The organism is Clostridium saccharoperbutylacetonicum N1-4(HMT) (assembly GCF_000340885.1).
Lineage (GTDB): Bacteria > Bacillota > Clostridia > Clostridiales > Clostridiaceae > Clostridium > Clostridium saccharoperbutylacetonicum.
This window is the reverse complement of the sequence record NC_020291.1, coordinates 2,038,045-2,056,205: the sequence shown is the minus strand read 5'-3', so window position 1 is coordinate 2,056,205 and position 18,161 is coordinate 2,038,045. Positions and strand designations below refer to the sequence as shown.

Sequence of the window (18,161 nt, the reverse complement as noted above, 5' to 3'; positions counted from 1 at the left end):
GTAATTAATCCCTTACAATTAAATTCCCTTTATTAAGTGTGCAACATTTTGAATTTAAGATGTAATGGGATAATATTACTTATATGACAATGTTATCGTTAACACGTGATAATTATACCATATTTCCTTATATTAGTAAAATATTTTTTTAACTATTTATAATTGTTTTCCTTAATGCAAAAAGATCTGCTGTATTTATTTTTCCATCTCCATTTAAATCGGCATTTGCAGTATTTATATTACTATTTGATGGATCCATTATATATTTTTGTAAAGCTATATAATCCATACTGTCAACTTCACCATCATTATTTACATCTCCCTTTACAGCATTTCCGCCTTTCTGGCCTCCATTATCATCCATATAAGAGCTCATCCATGCAAATGGAGCATTCCAGTTAATTGTAACTTCATTTGTAGACCAAGATTCTATATTATCCATAAAGCATTTTGCTGCTGGTCTTGAACCTGGTTTCCATCCTGATCCTTTAACCCATGGATCTTCTAAACCTGAATTTGGTCCCCCTGCCATAGCACCTGCTGGAGCCTTAGGGAAAGTATTATCTGTTTGATATGCCCAGAAACGATGATGTGGATTTTCTAGTGGATTGCTTCCATAGCCTGTAATGTAGCTTTGTACATTTGGATTGCATCCTAATATATAATCCATTGACCTTTCAGCACCATTAATATATTTATTATCTGTTTTATCGCTGAAATCATTTGCATAAGCCATTACAATACCTTCATTAACTACTAATGAGTTAGATCCCCAAGGATATCCTTTACCAGATGGTGCAGAACCATCGTTTAAAGGTGAACCATATGGTCCTTCAGTCATAGGTGTACCATAACCTTCTTTGTTTTCATTAGTTATAAAGGCATCTGCTGCTGCTTTAATATTTTTCTTAGCAGTATCTACATCTTCTTTTGGTAATCCATTAGGCACAAGAGCTAAAGTTATTGTTCCTAAGCCTTGTACATTTCCCCAGTCGAAAGGACCTGTTATTCCATTATCCTCTCCTCCTGTTAATGATGTTGGCATTTGTAAATAGTATTTAGAACTCTTAATATAATCTAAATATTTACTTTCACCAGTTGTTGCATAAAGTTCACATGCTGCCCAATAAAATTCATCATCAACTTTATTGTCTCCATATGCACCTCCACCAATAGCTCCTGTTAGTGGTGCTAATTTATCTGGATGTGCCACTGCTGCATCCCATGCTTTTTCAGCTGATGCTAAACATTTACTTGCAAAAGCACTATCATAACTCTTCCAAAGACGAGACCCTTGTGCTGCAATAGCTGCTAAATTTAATGTCGCTGCAGTGCTTGGTGGCTGTAAGTAACGCTTTTGTGGATCTTGGTCTGGACGTATTCCAAGAGCTGTCCAACGTTCATCATGAGCCTTATGGTGTACCATTCCTGCAAGTTCATTACCATCTGGTACTTGCATTTTTAAAAGTGTCTGTAAATTCCAACGTGATTCATCAAGAATATCTGGAATTCCATTTCCACTCTCTGGAATATTCATTGTTCCATCTCCAAAAGGAGCTCTCTTAAGATCTACCTTATTATATAATGCGCGCTCATATTGATTCATCATTGTCCATGTAGATATCCCACCGTTAACAACATATTTACCATGATCTCCTGCATCATACCATCCGCCGGTTACATCCAATGTATAATTTGCTTTATACCAGGTATTTGGTGCATTGCCTAATACATCATTTGGATGCCCAGCTGGCCTTGCTAAATCTGCCCTTCCAGCATAATTCCCCTTTATTTCAATACCACTTCTATTATTATAGAAATATTTTATGGCATCAGATTTCATTTTTGAATAGATACTATTGCCAATATCAAATTTCATGCTTTCCTTAGGAGAAACATCTGCTGAATCTACTGCTAATTTATATCCTTTTCCTTCTGTTTTAAAATCAGAAAAGTCAATTGTATGAACATTATCACCTGATGCATGATCTTTTCCAAATACAGTTGTTTGTCCTGATTTTACAACATTATTGCTGCTATCTAATAATCTCCATGCTATAGGTGTAGTTGAACTAGAAACTACAGTTGCTTTCTTTTCAAGATCTGTAAAATATCCTACTTGATTTACTCGAACAGCATTTGTTGGTTCTTCTGGTTCTTTATCGTATCCTGGAAATTGAGGATCTTTTAGATTTATATTATCAAACGAAACTGTGTAAGGAAGATTAGCTGCTAAACAGTCTCCAGCAAGATGGAATGCAAATTCACATGCATTTTCTGTAGGATCAGTCATAGTAAAAGTTTCTTTAACAGTTACAGGTTGATTAGCTTTTAAGCTTAATGGTTCCCAGCCTTTATGATTGTAATTCCAATATTCTTTATATTCTTTTCCTTGTTGTCCTATCTTAGGATATACTTTACAATCTGCTGTAGCTTTTACTGTAAAGGATACTTCATAGGTGTGTCCCTGTTCAAGGGTTAGGCCTCTATGACGGAATTGAACCCCCCATCTTGTATCCTTTGATTTTGTTTCATCAGGTGTTTTAATTGTTACATTGTAAGTTCCATTATCTATATCGAAGTCCGCATCAGCTGGGTAAGTCTCAACTTGATTCCAAGGTAATCCTACACCATTATCAAAAGTATTGTTTTTTATTAAGTTTCCTACAGAAACTTTATCAGCTGCATTAGCAAAGGTAGTTGGAACAAAAGACATAAATAAACTACCTGCAAGCATTAAACATGCTATTTTTTTCCTTATCATTGTTTTCCCCCCTATATTTTCATATTGCTAACTAAATATAGATATACAATTTAAGAGTTTAACTTATAAATAGACTATACATGCATCATTGAGAAATTATAATCGTAACACCACACTAGAAATTAGATACATTTTTTTGGAAGCAGGCATGTAAAATTGAGCTGATGATGGTTATTAGTGGAAGGTTGTTTCATTTTCTGCTTGTCATAAATTTACTTTAGGAACATGCAGAAATGGGTGCAACCTTCCACTTAGAACCTTCCAGTGAAAATTTCACTAGTCCTGCGGAAGATAAATGGATCTGATTTCGGTAATTGTTGCATAAGTATAGTTCTTGCATTGGATATCTATATATACAACTTATATATATGTGTTATTTAGTTAGCTTTACATAAACTAATTGTTATCCTATAAGTTTATTGATTATCCAATACCATTTTTCTTAATGCAAATAAATCAGCTGTATTTACTCTTCCGTCTCCATTTACATCAGCATTTGCAGCATTTATTTGCGTAGCTGGATCTAAGATATATTTTTGTAATGCAATATAATCTTGGATATCAACTGTTCCATCACCAGTAACATCTCCTTTTAGAATGCTGTCAGCTGGGAATTCCTTAGATAAAATTGAGTATGCACCATTTGCTATGGCAGCTTCTGACTGTGCCCAGAAACGATGATACTTAAATACTGGAGCTTTTCCTTCTTTATAAGCTTCTTCTACCTTTGCAAAATCTGGATCTTGCTTATATTTAGAACGAATGTCTAAGAATGATACACCTGGTTTAATTACATCTCCATTAGGCATTTTTCCACTCCATCCGTCTGGAATATATACCTTAGTGTCAAATATCTTACTATAATCAGCACGTTCTTCTTCTACTGATAATCCTTTGCTATCTTGGTCTAATTTCCACATACGATCAAGAAGTTCTTTTGCAAGCTTCGCAGAGTCTTTATCAAATGTTGAATACTTATTACTTGCTGCCGCATAATAAGTTAATGTATTAGCTAATGATGATGTTACTCCAACATCTTGTGAATAATCTTTTACATCCACATGAAGACCTGGATTTCCTGTATACGTTCCATTCCATGTATCTGGTTGTCCTGACCATGTTAAGTTATTTGGTATTGCATAAGTTCCATCATCATTGAGTTTAACTACACTCTTAACCCATTTTGTCCATTTATCAAGTACAGCTTGTGCCCTCTTATCTCCTGTTTTGTAATATAATTCAGCTACACGTTGCATTGACCATGTTTGCATACCAAACCAGTTGTTACTTGGTGGATCATGATATACTGGCTGCCAGTCATAAGCCATTCCATAGAAGGTTGGTGTACCTTCTGGGTATTTTTGATAACTTCCAGCATCAGTTGTGAGTGAATTTGTTGCTCCACCAGCTATACCACCTTCTGAAGATTGAAGCCATTGATATAATTCCAATTGACGATCTAAACTCTTATTCCAATCTGACGCACCACCAGATGATTTAGGTTTAAAATCTGCATCCTTTGACATTACCCATGCTGTCATTGGATTTTGATATCCAAAGTGGTTATGACTGCATCCTATTTTCCAAGACCAGTCTCCACCAGCGCCACCGCCCCAAGCATAATACCATGAAAGTAAATAATGCTGACCAGAAGCCTCTGTTTGCTGATCTGCTCCTACTCCAATAGGTTTAAAATATTTATCAAACATAGAATATCTCAAGTAATCACCCATTTTTGATGCTTTACTTACATATTGGCTAACATCCTTACCTTGAGTTTTTGCCCATTCATCAGCCCAATATGTTGCTTGAATAGCACGAGCATCAGCATCTGGTGCATCTGTATAACGCCATTGCTTTGAATAATTATTATCTCCTGTAAACAAATCTAAATATCCATTTTTCCCTCCCCATTTAAAAGTTTCATAGGATGGTTGAGGTACTGTTTTCCAAACTGATTCTTCTGATCCTCTTTGGAATGTGTTTATATATGCTGGAGCATTACTATTTGCATCTCCACGATTACCATAGCCATACCAGTTATCAACATCAAGAAGCCAATGCATTCCATACATTTCCCCTGAACCATATGCATTTTTTAACTCATTGTTAATTGGGTCTTTTCCAACTGGTGTTCCAAATAGTAATTTACTTGGATACTTATTTATAGTTGGATATTCATTAGCAAGAGTTGCTGGGCTATTCGGATTATACGCATTCATTCCCGCTTGATCTTGACCATGAGGAATAATATATTTATCTGCTGAATCCCATGCATTTTTAAATTCATTCCAGTTACCTGTGAATTTTCCATACATAGCTTCAAGCCACATATAATAACTATACGCTTCACTTGTTGTTTCATGTCCATAATCTGGTGCTTCACACATAAATGTTTCAACTGAATGATATGGTACTTTTAAAGTTGTTCCCCCATCAGTAAAGTTCTTAAAATATCCATTCTTAGAATCATGAATTTTTCCCCACATAGTCATGAAACGTTGTTGATATTCATCAGTTTGAGTTGTCGAAGCATTTTGAGCTGTAGTAGCAGCCATAGCTGCAGTATTGAATAACGGTGTTAAACAAATTGCTGAACACATAACAGATGCAACTAATATCTTTAACTTTGCTTTTATCATTGTATTTCCCCCCTATAATTTTACCAATTAAAATTGGCTGTAAGACAATCTAATTAATACTTTCTATACATTGGCTGATCTTTGGTATATCAAAGAAATATTCAGCCAGCATAATCTTCTCTGTTTTAGCCAGACTTATAGTTTAATGTATTAGCAAGCACAATACACATTATTTATCTATTATTTTTATCCCTTATTTTGAAGATCAGCCAATGTATTTTTTAACTTTTTTATATAGATATCCAATTTAAGAGTTTAACTTATAAATGGAATATACATGTATAATTGAGAGATTATAATCGTAACACCACACTAGAAATCCGATACATTTTTCTGGAAGCAGACATGTGAAATTGAGCTGATGAAGGTTCTTAATAGGAACTTGCTCCATTTTAGCTTGTCTAAAAGTGAATGTCCAAAAAGTAAGTGTCCAAATTTTAGATTTGGAAACACGAACTTTCTCCTTGGGGATTTTACATCTGGAACACGCTGAAATGACAACAAGCTGCCATTTAGAAGCTTCCAGCGAAAATTTCACTAGTCCTGTGGAAGATAAATGTATCTAATTTCGGTAATTGTTGCATAAGTCTAATTCTCGCGTTGGATATCTATAGTTTATTATTTAACCTCTATACTTCCATTATTAAAATCAGCTTTTATTTCATTTCCATTTATATCATAGAATGAATGATCATCATTATTAAACTCTATAGGAATTAAACCTTTTGGAGCATTATCTTTTATTTTTAATTTGATGTTTGATAATACACCAGCATTTTTTATTGTTTCTTCATCACTCAATGCATTATCTATAAATAGGATAGATATTGTTTTTGTATCTTCATATACTCCTGATACAAAATTTTGCTCTGGATTTGTAATTATACTACCTGCATCTACACCTACTACTTCTACTAAACTAGGATCATATTTGATTCTATATGAGAAGTTTGCTATTCCTGCAGTTGGTGCTTGTGATAAAGTAACAGGAATAGTTACAGTATCTCCGGCTTTTGCTTCTATTTTTCCAATGCCTGCAGCCAATGTTTCAGTAGCTGGCTTTGTAACATTAAGGGTAAACTTCGCATCATTTCCAGCACTAAATTTAAATGTAAGCTCATTACTTCCTTCTGGTAAAGTTGAAATATACGAAGGATTTATTGTCACCTTTGTTCCATCAACTGTATAATCTGTACCTTGCACTAATACCTTATCTCCATTTTGTATTTGAACAAATTTATTTCCATTTAAGACCATGCCAACTTGTATCCCTGCTGATGTTGTAGATACAACAGTTGCACTATTTGTAGCTAATGTAGAATCTTGTACAGGTGTTACTACACCACCATCTCCAATAGTTATTTTTCCAACCTTATAATTTATTGTATAAACATGTGAATCCTTATCAACAAACTTTCCAGCTTTAGTTACTTGTATTTGACTTGTTGCATTTGCCGCTGAATCCTTAACTTTAAGGTTGATATTCATGAACACTCCATTTTTTACTATAGCCTCAAGGTCTTTTCCAGTAGAATCAGCATACATTATACTCATTGTTCCACTAGTACTGTCTATTGTTTTAAATAGAGTCTTAGCTGGATTCACACAAATATCTCCTGATGTTATAGATACATTTTCAAATAGAGCAGGATCATATTTTAATTTGAAATTACATCCATTAAGTCCCTCTGTAGGATCAATCCCTGTAATAGTTACTGGTATTGTAACTGTAGCTCCAGCTTTTGTTGTAACATCTGGAATATTTATAACTAAACCATCTTCAACTGCCTTGATTACATTAACTGTAAATATTTTAGATTTTCCTCCACTAAAATCAAATGTAAGGTCTGTAGCTTGTCCTTCTGAAAGTGTATCTAAATAAGATTGTTTTATTGTAACTACATCTCCATTTACAACATAGTCTGTACCTTGACTCAAAACTGCATCTTTGTTTTTAATATCAACAAAAGATTTTCCGTTTAATGTCATTTGAACATTCATATCTGCTTTGTTTGACTTATTGTAATCTCCTGATACTGGTGATATTACTGGATCAACATCTGGCGTTACATTAGAGTCAGTAACATTAACATTTAACTTTTGAGCTTCTCCTTTATCAAAATTAAATGTAAGTGCTTTACTTCCTACAGGTAAGTTTCCAAAATAAGAACTCTTAATTGTTACTATATTTCCATCTGAAACTGTATAATCTGTACCTTCTGTTAATCCGCTGATTCCTGTAAAAGTATTTCCATTAAGGGTAATATTGATTGTTTCATCTTTTAATGATGCTTTATCAACTGAAATACTTGTTCTATCTAATTTTGCAGATATCACAATTGGTGTACCATCTGGCTCGCTTCCCCATATTAATTTATTATCTACATAAGCTGCCACATGTTTACTGTCACCATATGAATAATCATCTGATTGATTATAGTCTTTCCAGCCATCCTTATTAACTGATGCTTGTACTTGTGCTGATTGTCCTGCTGCAAGAGTTCCACCATTAAAGCCTACTTGAATATATGAATCAGCATTAGCAACTGCTGAACCCAATTTAACTATTTTTCCTTCTACATTTCCAGTAAGATTCTGATAATCTCCTCCTACTGTTCCTGCATAATAACAATTAAATGTTTCTGCTTCATCTCCATCTGCTGTGTAAAAATATTTTAGTTTTAAGGTTGTAAGATCTAATTCCTCATCACCTGTATTCGTAATTGTGAATGTAGGTGCTATTGAATTTGCACTTGACCCATTAGATACATTTACTTCAACTTTTCCTGAAACATTTACTGCAGCACCTGTTGTTGTTTTACTTGGATCTACTGTTGATACAGTTGGTTCAGTTCCACTTACTACCTTACCACCAACTAAAACTACAACTTTTTGAGCATCATTAAAGGAATAGTCATTACTTTGATTAAAGCTTGACCAATCCTTTTTATTAAAGCTTGATTGAATGTTTACTGTCTTTCCTGAATCAAGGGTTCCTGCACTAGAATCAAATCCTATTTCAAGATATGTGTCTGCTCCATCAGCCTTGCTTTCCATCTTAACAAATTTTCCTGTAACATTTCCTGTTACGCTTTTATATGGGTCTGCAATGTCTGCATTGTAACAGTGGAATTCTTGTCCCTTTTTATTATCAGCTGTAAAATAGTATCTTATTTTTACATCCGATAAATTAATTGCTTCTTCACCATTATTAGTCACATTAAATGTTCCATTTATTGCATTTGTTGATTCATCTGTTTTTACATTTGTTAAGTCTAAGCCTAAGTTACTAGCAGTTTCAGCTGCAAATACAGGTGTAGTACATAAGTTTGCTGAAACAATAGCTGCTGCCAGCATAACGCTTAAAATTTTTTTTCTTTTCATAAAGATCATCCTTTCCCTTGTTTAATAAAAATCCCTAAAATTAATTTTTATAAAAGTCCCCTTCATTTTTCACCCCCCTAAAGAATAGTTTTCATAATTTTGACTAATACTCCATAAATTAATTAAATCATTAATAATTTTACAGAATAAATTTTCTGTATATATTATCTCACGAATTTCACCATTTTTTCTTAAAATATCGCATTCTATCTAATATATGTCATATAACTTATTATTTTCTCTATAAATACATTTAAGATAAATTTATTATTATTTATGTAATTTATTTGACAAAACTCACGTGTTAGAAAACGTTTATAAGACATATTGTTCCATAATTTATTTACTTAGCCAATCAAAAAATCCACAACAAAATGTTGTGGATTTTTATATTTTAAATACTTTTTCGCTGCTGTAAATATTAACTATTAATTATTTTTCTTAAAGCAAAAAGATCTGCTGTATTAATTCTTCCATCTCCATTTATATCCGAGTTTTGAGTATTTATATCAATAGTTTCTCCCATTACATACTTCTGCATAGCTATATAATCTGAAATATCGACTATACCATCGCTATTAACGTCACCTACAACTTTTAGAGTATTATCTTTAGTGGTATCTCCATATACTACTCCAAGTCCATTAGTTGCTATATATACTCTTCCATAAATTCTAGCATCTCCACTGATATCTGCATCTGCAGCTCCATATTGATGTTTATCATCGTTGATTCTTGTCCATGTTTTACCTTCATCATTAGAACGGAATATTCCACGAACATTATTTATTTTAGCATTCGTATATATTGATAAATAATTCGCTCCCTCTGCCGCTTTACCATATCCAATTGTATCTGCTTCCTGCACTGCTTCAATCTTTGTAAAAGTTTCACCATAGTCTTTAGAATGCCACATTCCATATATTCCTTCTTGTTTACTTCCACTTGTAAGCCATATTTCTCCCTCTTTACCTGGAACTGCTTTAAACTTACCTGTTCCACTCTTAGGAAGACCTGTAGCATTTGTCACTTTAAATGTAGCCCCACCATCATTACTTCTATAGAATTTTCCGTCTGAGAATCCATAAAATACTTTTGGATTCACACGGTCTGAAGCTACCTTAGCACCATTTGGAATTCCAGTACATGCTGTCCACGCACTTCCATTAGTCTTAGAGTAACTAATCTTTCCAGATGTTGGACTCCATACAACTGCAGTTGCATCTGCTGCAGCTGCAACTGTTCCTCCTGAATCAACATCCATACCCTCGGCATCTTTTCCCTGGAACCAATTCTTACCACCATCATATGAAAATCCACAGCTCTTTACACGGTCTTTATTATCTTTTGACACATTTCCTGAACGAACTATAAAATTGGGCTGAAGCTCTGCATAATCCATACTTGTAGTACTAAAATTTGGAGTAGACATCATCTTATCTGGTGTCTTTGTTAAATCATCATGACGGAATCCACAAACATCTCCCATTCCACTTATTAAATTTGCACCTGCTGGCGGGCTGATTACTGCACTTACAGCTTCCTCTTCTATACCATCAGCTTTTACTGAAATATCAATTTTTTTACCTTTATCCCAATTAGTTAAATCATCTGTCCCATAAAGAGTTGCACCTGTTCCATACATCATGCGGTCAGAATTAAATGGATCAATTGCAATTCCGCCTACCATCCAGCCGAGTTTTGGTGTAACTTCTGGAGGACTCTTATATTCACCCCAATCAAGCCAAGGTGCTTTTGATATATCCTGCGTATAATTCAATTTACGTTCAGGATAAGATCCCCAAGACCAAATTGATGTCCAGTTTTCACCCCCATCTGTACTTCTACACATTTGAACATCAGGCCACCAGTTTAAATTTGTTACCATTATAGTCTTTGGATTTTCAGGATCAACAGCTAGTCCGGCATAACCAGAAAAGTTGTCTGAGCTAGTAGGTTTAATAGGACTTATATTCTTCCATTCCCCTGTCTTAGTGTTGTATTTCCATACATCACCCTTAGCTCCATCATATGGTCCACAAGTGTTACTATAAGTAACATATAAGTATCCATCAGAAGATAATACTCCGTGGTGTGGTAAAAATGCCTTTGGAGTTGAATCTGTAGTTGATGTTACCCAGCTTGACTGATTAGCTAAAGTTGGCTGACCTTCAACAGCTGACCAAGTTGCACCACCATCTGTACTCTTGTAGATACTTTGCTTAGTATCTGCTACTCCTACATATATAGTTTGAGATGCATTTCCTTTACTTCCTGTAGATTTATCAAAAGTTACCCATACCACTCCAATTTGATCTTTAAAATTTGAATCAATATAATCGCCAACAGCTGTAAAGCTATCTACCTTAGACCAAGTAACTCCGTAATCTGTACTTTTCCATAGACCATTACCATTATGCGTACCTAAATAAAGTATTCTGTTATCATTTGGATCAATAGCTAGGCGCTCTCCCATTGAACGACCTGGCATATTTCCTCCTATTTTAAAAGGTAAATTAACTCTTTCCCAAGTATCTCCCTTATCAGTTGAACGGAGAATAGCACCATTATCATTAGTCCATTCATTTGTATAGGTTCCTGCTGCTAAATAAACCCTGTTGGTTTCAACTGGATCAGTAGCTAAACTTTCACAGCCAAGGAGATTCCAATCATCATGGCTTACCCAATCTGTAAGCGCTTTCCAGGTTTTATTTGAAGGGTTCCATCTATAAACTCCACCCATATCAGTTCTTGTATAAATCAAATCCTTCTCACTTTGGTTAAAAATCACAGCTGGAATAAAACCTCCACCTGCTCCCGTTTTAGCTCTATTCCAATTATATGTTTCTTGTTCAACATTGTTTGTTGTTTCAGCTTTTACTATTGTATCCGTAATTGAAACCGAGGTAGCAAATGTTGTCACAAGACATAAAGTTGCAATTAAACTTAATTTTTTCTTTTTCATTCATCTTTCCTCCTAAAAATATATTGTGATACCTAATATTATCCGACAAAAAAATAACAATAGTTATATGTTTATCGTAAAGTAATCAACCACGGTCATGATTAGCTTAAATTTAACACCTTATTTTTTTATGTTTACATTTTTATATTTCACGAAAACTTTTACTACAATATGGAAATTAATTTATTTTTAAGTTGATATGAATAAAAATAAAAGGGTTTAATTTCGAAAAAGAATTTCTAATGCTATGATTATTGATATGTATAAATATCTCTTGGGAAACAAAAAGGAATGTTGCCTTAAAACAAATCAACAAAGTTTATTCTAATAATATATTCACTAAAGAAATCTAATTTAAAATAAAAATGAAATAATCAAAAAAAGACCAAGATGAAAATACAATTATACTCTCCCCTTGGACTTCTATAGAAAAAATTATTATTAATGATGGATATGTATCTAATTTATCATATCGAAGACTCACTGAAATGCTTGCTATGATAATGAATTTATCGTATTACCTTCTTTATCTTTCTCCTCATAATTTTCAGCATACTTTTTTATATATTGGGAATTTAAAGAAGTTTTATCATAATCAGCGTCTGAATTTTGAGCGTCAAAATCCTCTAATGCCTCTGAAGAATTTGAATCTATATTATCATCACCCTTTAAATTATCTCCATTAATTTTTCCCGTATTTTTAGTTATATCATGTAAAGAATTAAACATATTCTTTTGACTTTCTTTAATTGTATCATCTAATTTAGAAAGTCTATCACGATCTACCTTAGATGATCCACGTGAAGCATCTAATTCAATATTAGATTCTAAAACCTTTTTCTCACCTTTTAAGCCTACGTTTATTGATTTATTCTGTTTGATAATATTTAAGTTTTCAGAAGATGTTACTAAAACATTCATTAAATCTGTTGTATTATCACTTTCAGTATTTTTATTTTTATTTTGAGAATTTGTATGATTATCTGTTTTATCATCTGCCTTTTTTTCATCTGCTTCATTGTTTAGAGCTTTTTTCTGTTCTTCCATTTCTATTTGATTTATTTCTTTATCAATATCTTGAAGCTGCTTATCATATTCATCAAGTTTATCTTTCATTGCTTTTGGATCCATATTTTGTTTAAGGGCATTATCTTTGAAATCATTTTTTGCTTTGTTTATATTTTCTTTTTGTTTCAATAGATTAGCACTTCTATCATTTTTCATTTTTAAGCTTAAGTTTTTCGAATTATTTGATACATTTTTTTGCTCTTCACTTTTATCATTGTCTTTTTTTGTTTTAGGAATATTATTTCCTATATTTTGTGAACTAGAGAAAGAAACTTTCATTGTAGCTCCTTGTGAATGTCCTATTTTCATATTTTTCACTCCTTCATACGGCACATGTGCCAAATATATTAGTATCCTATATTTATATACTCGTATTCTTTTAACCAAACTTATGCCTTAATTTATATATTTTTCCTTTAATGCTTTATAATGTTTTAATATTCTTGAAAATCACTGTTGCATCTATATCACATATTATCTTTATACGTCGGCATTACTATGGCTATTCTTAATTTTCCTGTATAAGCGTAATTATAGAATTAATGGTATGAAACTTACCTGAAATGATTGATTCTTCTGAAATATTTATGTTCCAAATATTTTTAATTTCAAAATACAAGTATACTAAATCTCTAGCTGTAAGTTTTAATCTTTTCCCTAACAGTGGTTCATCTAATGACTCTTCATCTATTTGTATATTAAATAATTTATCCATGACCTCTGCTATTTCATTTTTGATTAATTCTTTATTATTTCGATCATTTTCCATAATATTAACTCCTTATAACCATGTGATTTTTTCATTTTCAGATAAACTATTTATTAAATGTTCATATAAAAATAAAGAATTATCTTCATTTAAAATATTTACTACTGGTATATCATTCTCTTTAAATTGTGAAATCTTTTCATCTATAAATGTAGACGGTATTTTAGTATAAGCCTTTCTGGATGCTTGTTTAGAACTATTCCAATCTATCCTAGTATTCGATATATTAAAACAATCAATATCAAAGCCAAATTTATATTTTACTAAATTACACATGTCTTTGAAATCTTCTTTTAAATATTCTCTATAAGTATTGGAAATAATTACATAATCTGGTTTTAATGCATTGGAAATTTCATAAAGCATTATTCCAAAGTTGTTATTGAATTCATTATCAAAAGGCATTATACCAAAAGGTACTCCTATAACTATTAAATCTGGATTTTCTGTTAATTCTATATATTTTACATAATGATTAAAGCGTATTATTTTATCTGTCTCTGACAAAGAATTTTCATACATGAATTGCGGAAAAACATGAAAATCAAGCAAGTTAGAATAGTTTTTAGTTCCGATTTGAGAAAAAATATAGCCATCCTTTAACAAGTACTCCCTTAAGAGTAGTTGTATCTCAAACTTATCTGTTCTTTCATCATTCCCACATACAAAAACAACAGGAGAATTAATTTCAAATAATGCTTTTTGTTCATCTTTTGATTGCATATCATTCTTTTCATTTGACATCAAGTATTCAAATCTAATATGTTTTTCCATACACTTATGCATAATTTCATTTTTGATTTTTTCTTCTAGCTTAATTGAACAAATAATATTTTTGTTTTGTTCTATGGCAAGTAGAACTTTAGGATATATCACCGTTTCAAAATCTAATTTGATATTTGACTCTACAAAAAGCACAGTATCAACATTAGTGATCTCTTTTTCAAAATTCTCACTAATCGTTATATTGGTTTCATTACTATTATCAATAATACCAGCATCTTTATTAGTCATTCCCCATCCATTTGGTGAAACTAATACTTTTATTGAATATTTAGAAAGTAACTTTTCATGCCTTACTAATGGCATACTTTCTATATCAAATGGATATATCATCAAACTTTCCATGTATATACCTCCACTATTTATAAATTTTCTTTTTCGAAGTCATATCCAAATTCTCGAAGCATGCAATAATCTTTTAGCATATTTTCTACACGTTTGCGAGTAGACTCGCAGTTATTTAATTTTATATCTTTGGATAGCTCAGTTAGATTGTCAGCAAATGCTGCACATAACCCACAAAAATAAAAAGCATAACAATTTTTGCATTGATCTTGAGTTATTTTGCCTATATTTAATAACTTATATATTTTTTCAATATCAAATCCGTCCTCAATATTTCCTATTTTCATTATTTCAGACTTTTCACTTACTCGTTCACATGGATAAAATACTCCGTCTGTATTTACAAATAATCGTTGTATTCCGGGTATACATGGACCTCCCGGATGGGCTTTTCTTTGTCTTAAATTCGTAACACCCCTATCAAATAGAGTCATTTTTATAGAAGCAAAATATGCATCTTGAAGCTTAGTTATATGTTTTTTACTTAGTTCACCTAATTTATATAGAAATAACTTAAAAAGCTCGTATTCCCAATTTATAATGAAATCTTCATTTTTATCAACATGAATTTTTGAATAGTTATAATTTATTAAGTTTGTACTTATGGTTGAATCTTTTATAGTCTCATAATTTGTAAAAAAGTTATTTGTACAAGAAAAATCATTCTTAGGATCTATTACGGTATTAAAAAGAATTTTACTGAAGTATTTAGGAAATGATTTTTTTATTTCTCCTAAATTCTTAATGATTACATCAAAAGAACCACATCCACTAGTAGCAAATACCCTGTTTTTATCGTGAGCTTCTTTATTACCATCTAAGCTTATTGTTAAAAACACATTGTGCCTTTCGAAATAACTGACTATTTCAGGAGTGATAAGTGTTGCATTAGTAGTAATTTGAAATGATATTTCTTTTCCTTCTGCTTTATTCTCAGCATATTCAATACACTCTTTTATAAAATCATATCTTAACAGTGGCTCACCACCATAAAACCCTATATTCAACATATTAGAATCAATTGAATTATTAATTAGAAAATCAATTGATCTCTTAGCCACTTCAATGGTCATCATTTTATTGGAATGAGTTCTAGTATCATAGTCACCTGAATAAACACAATATTTACATCTTAAATTGCATTGTTGAGTAATTTGTAATGTTATTGTATTTAATCTACGTTTAAAGGTAGATTCTAAAAAATAGCTTTCAGGATGTTCAATTATTTCTATATTATTAGGGGACAATAACCCACTTTTTTTCATTTCATTTATTATTTCAAATTCTTCACTAGAATTATCAATAGAATCTGATATATCTTTTTTTCCTAAAATATCATAAATTTCTTTATTAATACTAACAAGCATATTTGTATTTATATCATATATATAATTACTTCTAGGTGTTTTAAATTTGTATATAAAAGGATCTTTACTCAAAAATATTACCTCCTATTCTATAAAAATAGAAGTGATATGACTATCACTTCTATTTTTTTATTAGTACCCTGTACCGTTTGAATGGCTATAACTGTTGTATAAATTAGATTGACAAGTACAAGTGCACCTTCCCCAAGAGTTTTCAGTCTCTTGTCTAAATTTATTAGATTTTTTTCCTAGTTTTCTCATAGGTCTCACCCCCCTTGAAGAAAAATATATATATATATCACTATATAGTACTAATCTATATAATGCTTATATATCAAATTTTTATATACTTCATTATTGGATAATAAGTAATCATGGCTACCAATAGCACTAATGCTACCATTATCAATTAATACAACTTTATCTACATGTTTCAAAATTTCTAATTTATGAGAAACAATAATAATAGTCTTATTTTTTAAAGTTGTATCTATTAATTTATAAGTTTTCATTGAACTTTCTATATCTAAATTTGATGTTGCTTCATCAAAGATTACTATTGGAGTATCTCGAAGAATTGCTCTTGCTATGGCAATTTTTTGTTTTTGTCCACCTGATAGATTTTTGCCATTTGAATCTATAAAATAATTTTCACTAACATTATTTATAAAATCACTAAGCTGACTATCTTCAATAGCTTTATTAAATTTATCTGAATCGACATTCTTATACAGTAATATGTTTTCCTTTATGGTTCCATTAAAAAGATATACCTGTTGGTTTATTGTAGAAATTATATTACGGTATTGATTTATATTAATTTTATTAATATCTCTATCATCTATGAGAATTTTACCAGAGATAGGTTTATAAAACCTTAAAATAAGATTTAAAATAGTAGATTTCCCAGCTCCGTTAAGTCCAATTAATGCTACCTTTTCACCTGCTTCAATTGTAAGATTAAGATTATTAAGAATAATTTTTGTGCTATCATATGAAAATTGCACATTTTCAAAATTGATTTTTCCTTTTATTGCTGGTAGCTGACTGTATGGCATTTTATCTTCAACCTCTAAATCTAAAAATTCGTAAAAATTCTTTGCTGAAGGTAATATCCCAGCAACTATGTATTTAATATTTAATATTGAATATATTGGAGTAATTATATATGAACTATAAGTGATGAATGCAAATATACTTCCAATTGTCATATTTAAATCCAGAAATAAATTTGCTCCAAGTATATAAAGTAATATCGTTATTAATTTAAGAAAAAATGAATCAAATGATAGATTATATGAATCTAATAATGAGAACTGTTTGTCCATATTAATCACTTTTTTTTGTTTTTCTTCAAATTCTTCTTTTTTCCAATTAGATATATTAAATTGTTTTATTTCTTTTATTCCATCAATTACATCTCCAAACCAACTAGCAAAATTTCTATTTGCTTCTATACACGTTTTTGTTAAACGTTCTCTTTTTTTCGAAAAAAATCTAACAACTAGATATTTTATTGGTATAGAGAATAAAATTAAAATTGTGAGTTTAGGATTTATTATGAGAAGTCCAATTGTGGCACCAATCATATTAAATATTTGTGTTATTGGAGAAAAAAAGTCTTGATCAGTTATTTTAATTATATTATTTAAGTTATACTGTATATTGCTTAATATTTCTGTACTACTTTTATTGGTAAAATAACTTAAATTACTATTTAATAAATGGTTAAAAGCTTTTTCAAATAATGTATATTTTATCTTAGAATGTAGATTAACTCTAAGATATTCTCTAAACAATAATATTATGTTATCAACTGTAATTGCTATAAGTAAAAGCGTAGAAATAAACATAATCTTTTTTATGTCTGATTTTAAAAATCCATCATCCATGATACTTTTACTAAGAAAAGGTATTACTAAACTTACCAATGAAGAAATTATTAATCCAATAATTATTAAAGTAATATTTTTTCTATATGGTTTAAATAATAAAAATAATTTTTTAATAATTTCTCTATTACTCATAAACTCAATTCCTTCTATAAGATGAATTACATAATAATACATTCGGT

General features: G+C 31.1%; 10 protein-coding genes. All 10 read right to left on the bottom strand.

Annotated features, from left to right (window positions below):
• Positions 1 to 148: 148 nt before the first annotated feature.
• Positions 149 to 2,764 (bottom strand): glycoside hydrolase family 9 protein, encoded by a 2,616-nt coding sequence (locus CSPA_RS09090; RefSeq protein ID WP_015391950.1) that lies wholly within the window; start codon positions 2,762 to 2,764, stop codon positions 149 to 151.
• 416 nt (positions 2,765 to 3,180) lie between these two features.
• Complete coding sequence (locus tag CSPA_RS09085; RefSeq protein ID WP_015391949.1) at positions 3,181 to 5,406, bottom strand: glycoside hydrolase family 48 protein; 2,226 nt, start codon at positions 5,404 to 5,406, stop codon at positions 3,181 to 3,183.
• A gap of 618 nt (positions 5,407 to 6,024) precedes the next feature.
• Positions 6,025 to 8,790, bottom strand: a complete 2,766-nt coding sequence (locus tag CSPA_RS09080) for a X2-like carbohydrate binding domain-containing protein (protein WP_015391948.1) — start codon at positions 8,788 to 8,790, stop codon at positions 6,025 to 6,027.
• A gap of 421 nt (positions 8,791 to 9,211) precedes the next feature.
• On the bottom strand, positions 9,212 to 11,755 hold the full coding sequence (locus CSPA_RS09075) for a dockerin type I domain-containing protein (RefSeq protein WP_015391947.1): 2,544 nt from the start codon (positions 11,753 to 11,755) through the stop codon (positions 9,212 to 9,214).
• Positions 11,756 to 12,250: 495 nt separating this feature from the next.
• Positions 12,251 to 13,132, bottom strand: coding sequence for a hypothetical protein (locus CSPA_RS09070; RefSeq protein WP_017810739.1), 882 nt, complete (start codon positions 13,130 to 13,132; stop codon positions 12,251 to 12,253).
• Positions 13,133 to 13,331: 199 nt separating this feature from the next.
• Positions 13,332 to 13,592 carry a hypothetical protein gene (locus CSPA_RS09065; protein ID WP_015391945.1) on the bottom strand — a complete coding sequence of 87 codons (261 nt, stop codon included), beginning with the start codon at positions 13,590 to 13,592 and terminating at the stop codon, positions 13,332 to 13,334.
• 12 nt (positions 13,593 to 13,604) lie between these two features.
• Positions 13,605 to 14,720, bottom strand: a complete 1,116-nt coding sequence (locus CSPA_RS09060) for a TIGR04066 family peptide maturation system protein (RefSeq protein ID WP_015391944.1) — start codon at positions 14,718 to 14,720, stop codon at positions 13,605 to 13,607.
• 17 nt (positions 14,721 to 14,737) lie between these two features.
• The gene (gene ccpM / locus CSPA_RS09055) at positions 14,738 to 16,159 is read right to left on the bottom strand and encodes a Cys-rich peptide radical SAM maturase CcpM (RefSeq protein WP_015391943.1); all 1,422 of its coding nucleotides are present in this window, start codon (positions 16,157 to 16,159) and stop codon (positions 14,738 to 14,740) included.
• Positions 16,160 to 16,219: 60 nt separating this feature from the next.
• Complete coding sequence (locus tag CSPA_RS30730; RefSeq protein ID WP_257788319.1) at positions 16,220 to 16,348, bottom strand: hypothetical protein; 129 nt, start codon at positions 16,346 to 16,348, stop codon at positions 16,220 to 16,222.
• A gap of 50 nt (positions 16,349 to 16,398) precedes the next feature.
• On the bottom strand, positions 16,399 to 18,114 hold the full coding sequence (locus tag CSPA_RS09050; RefSeq protein WP_015391942.1) for an ABC transporter ATP-binding protein: 1,716 nt from the start codon (positions 18,112 to 18,114) through the stop codon (positions 16,399 to 16,401).
• Between the last annotated feature and the right edge of the window lie 47 nt (positions 18,115 to 18,161).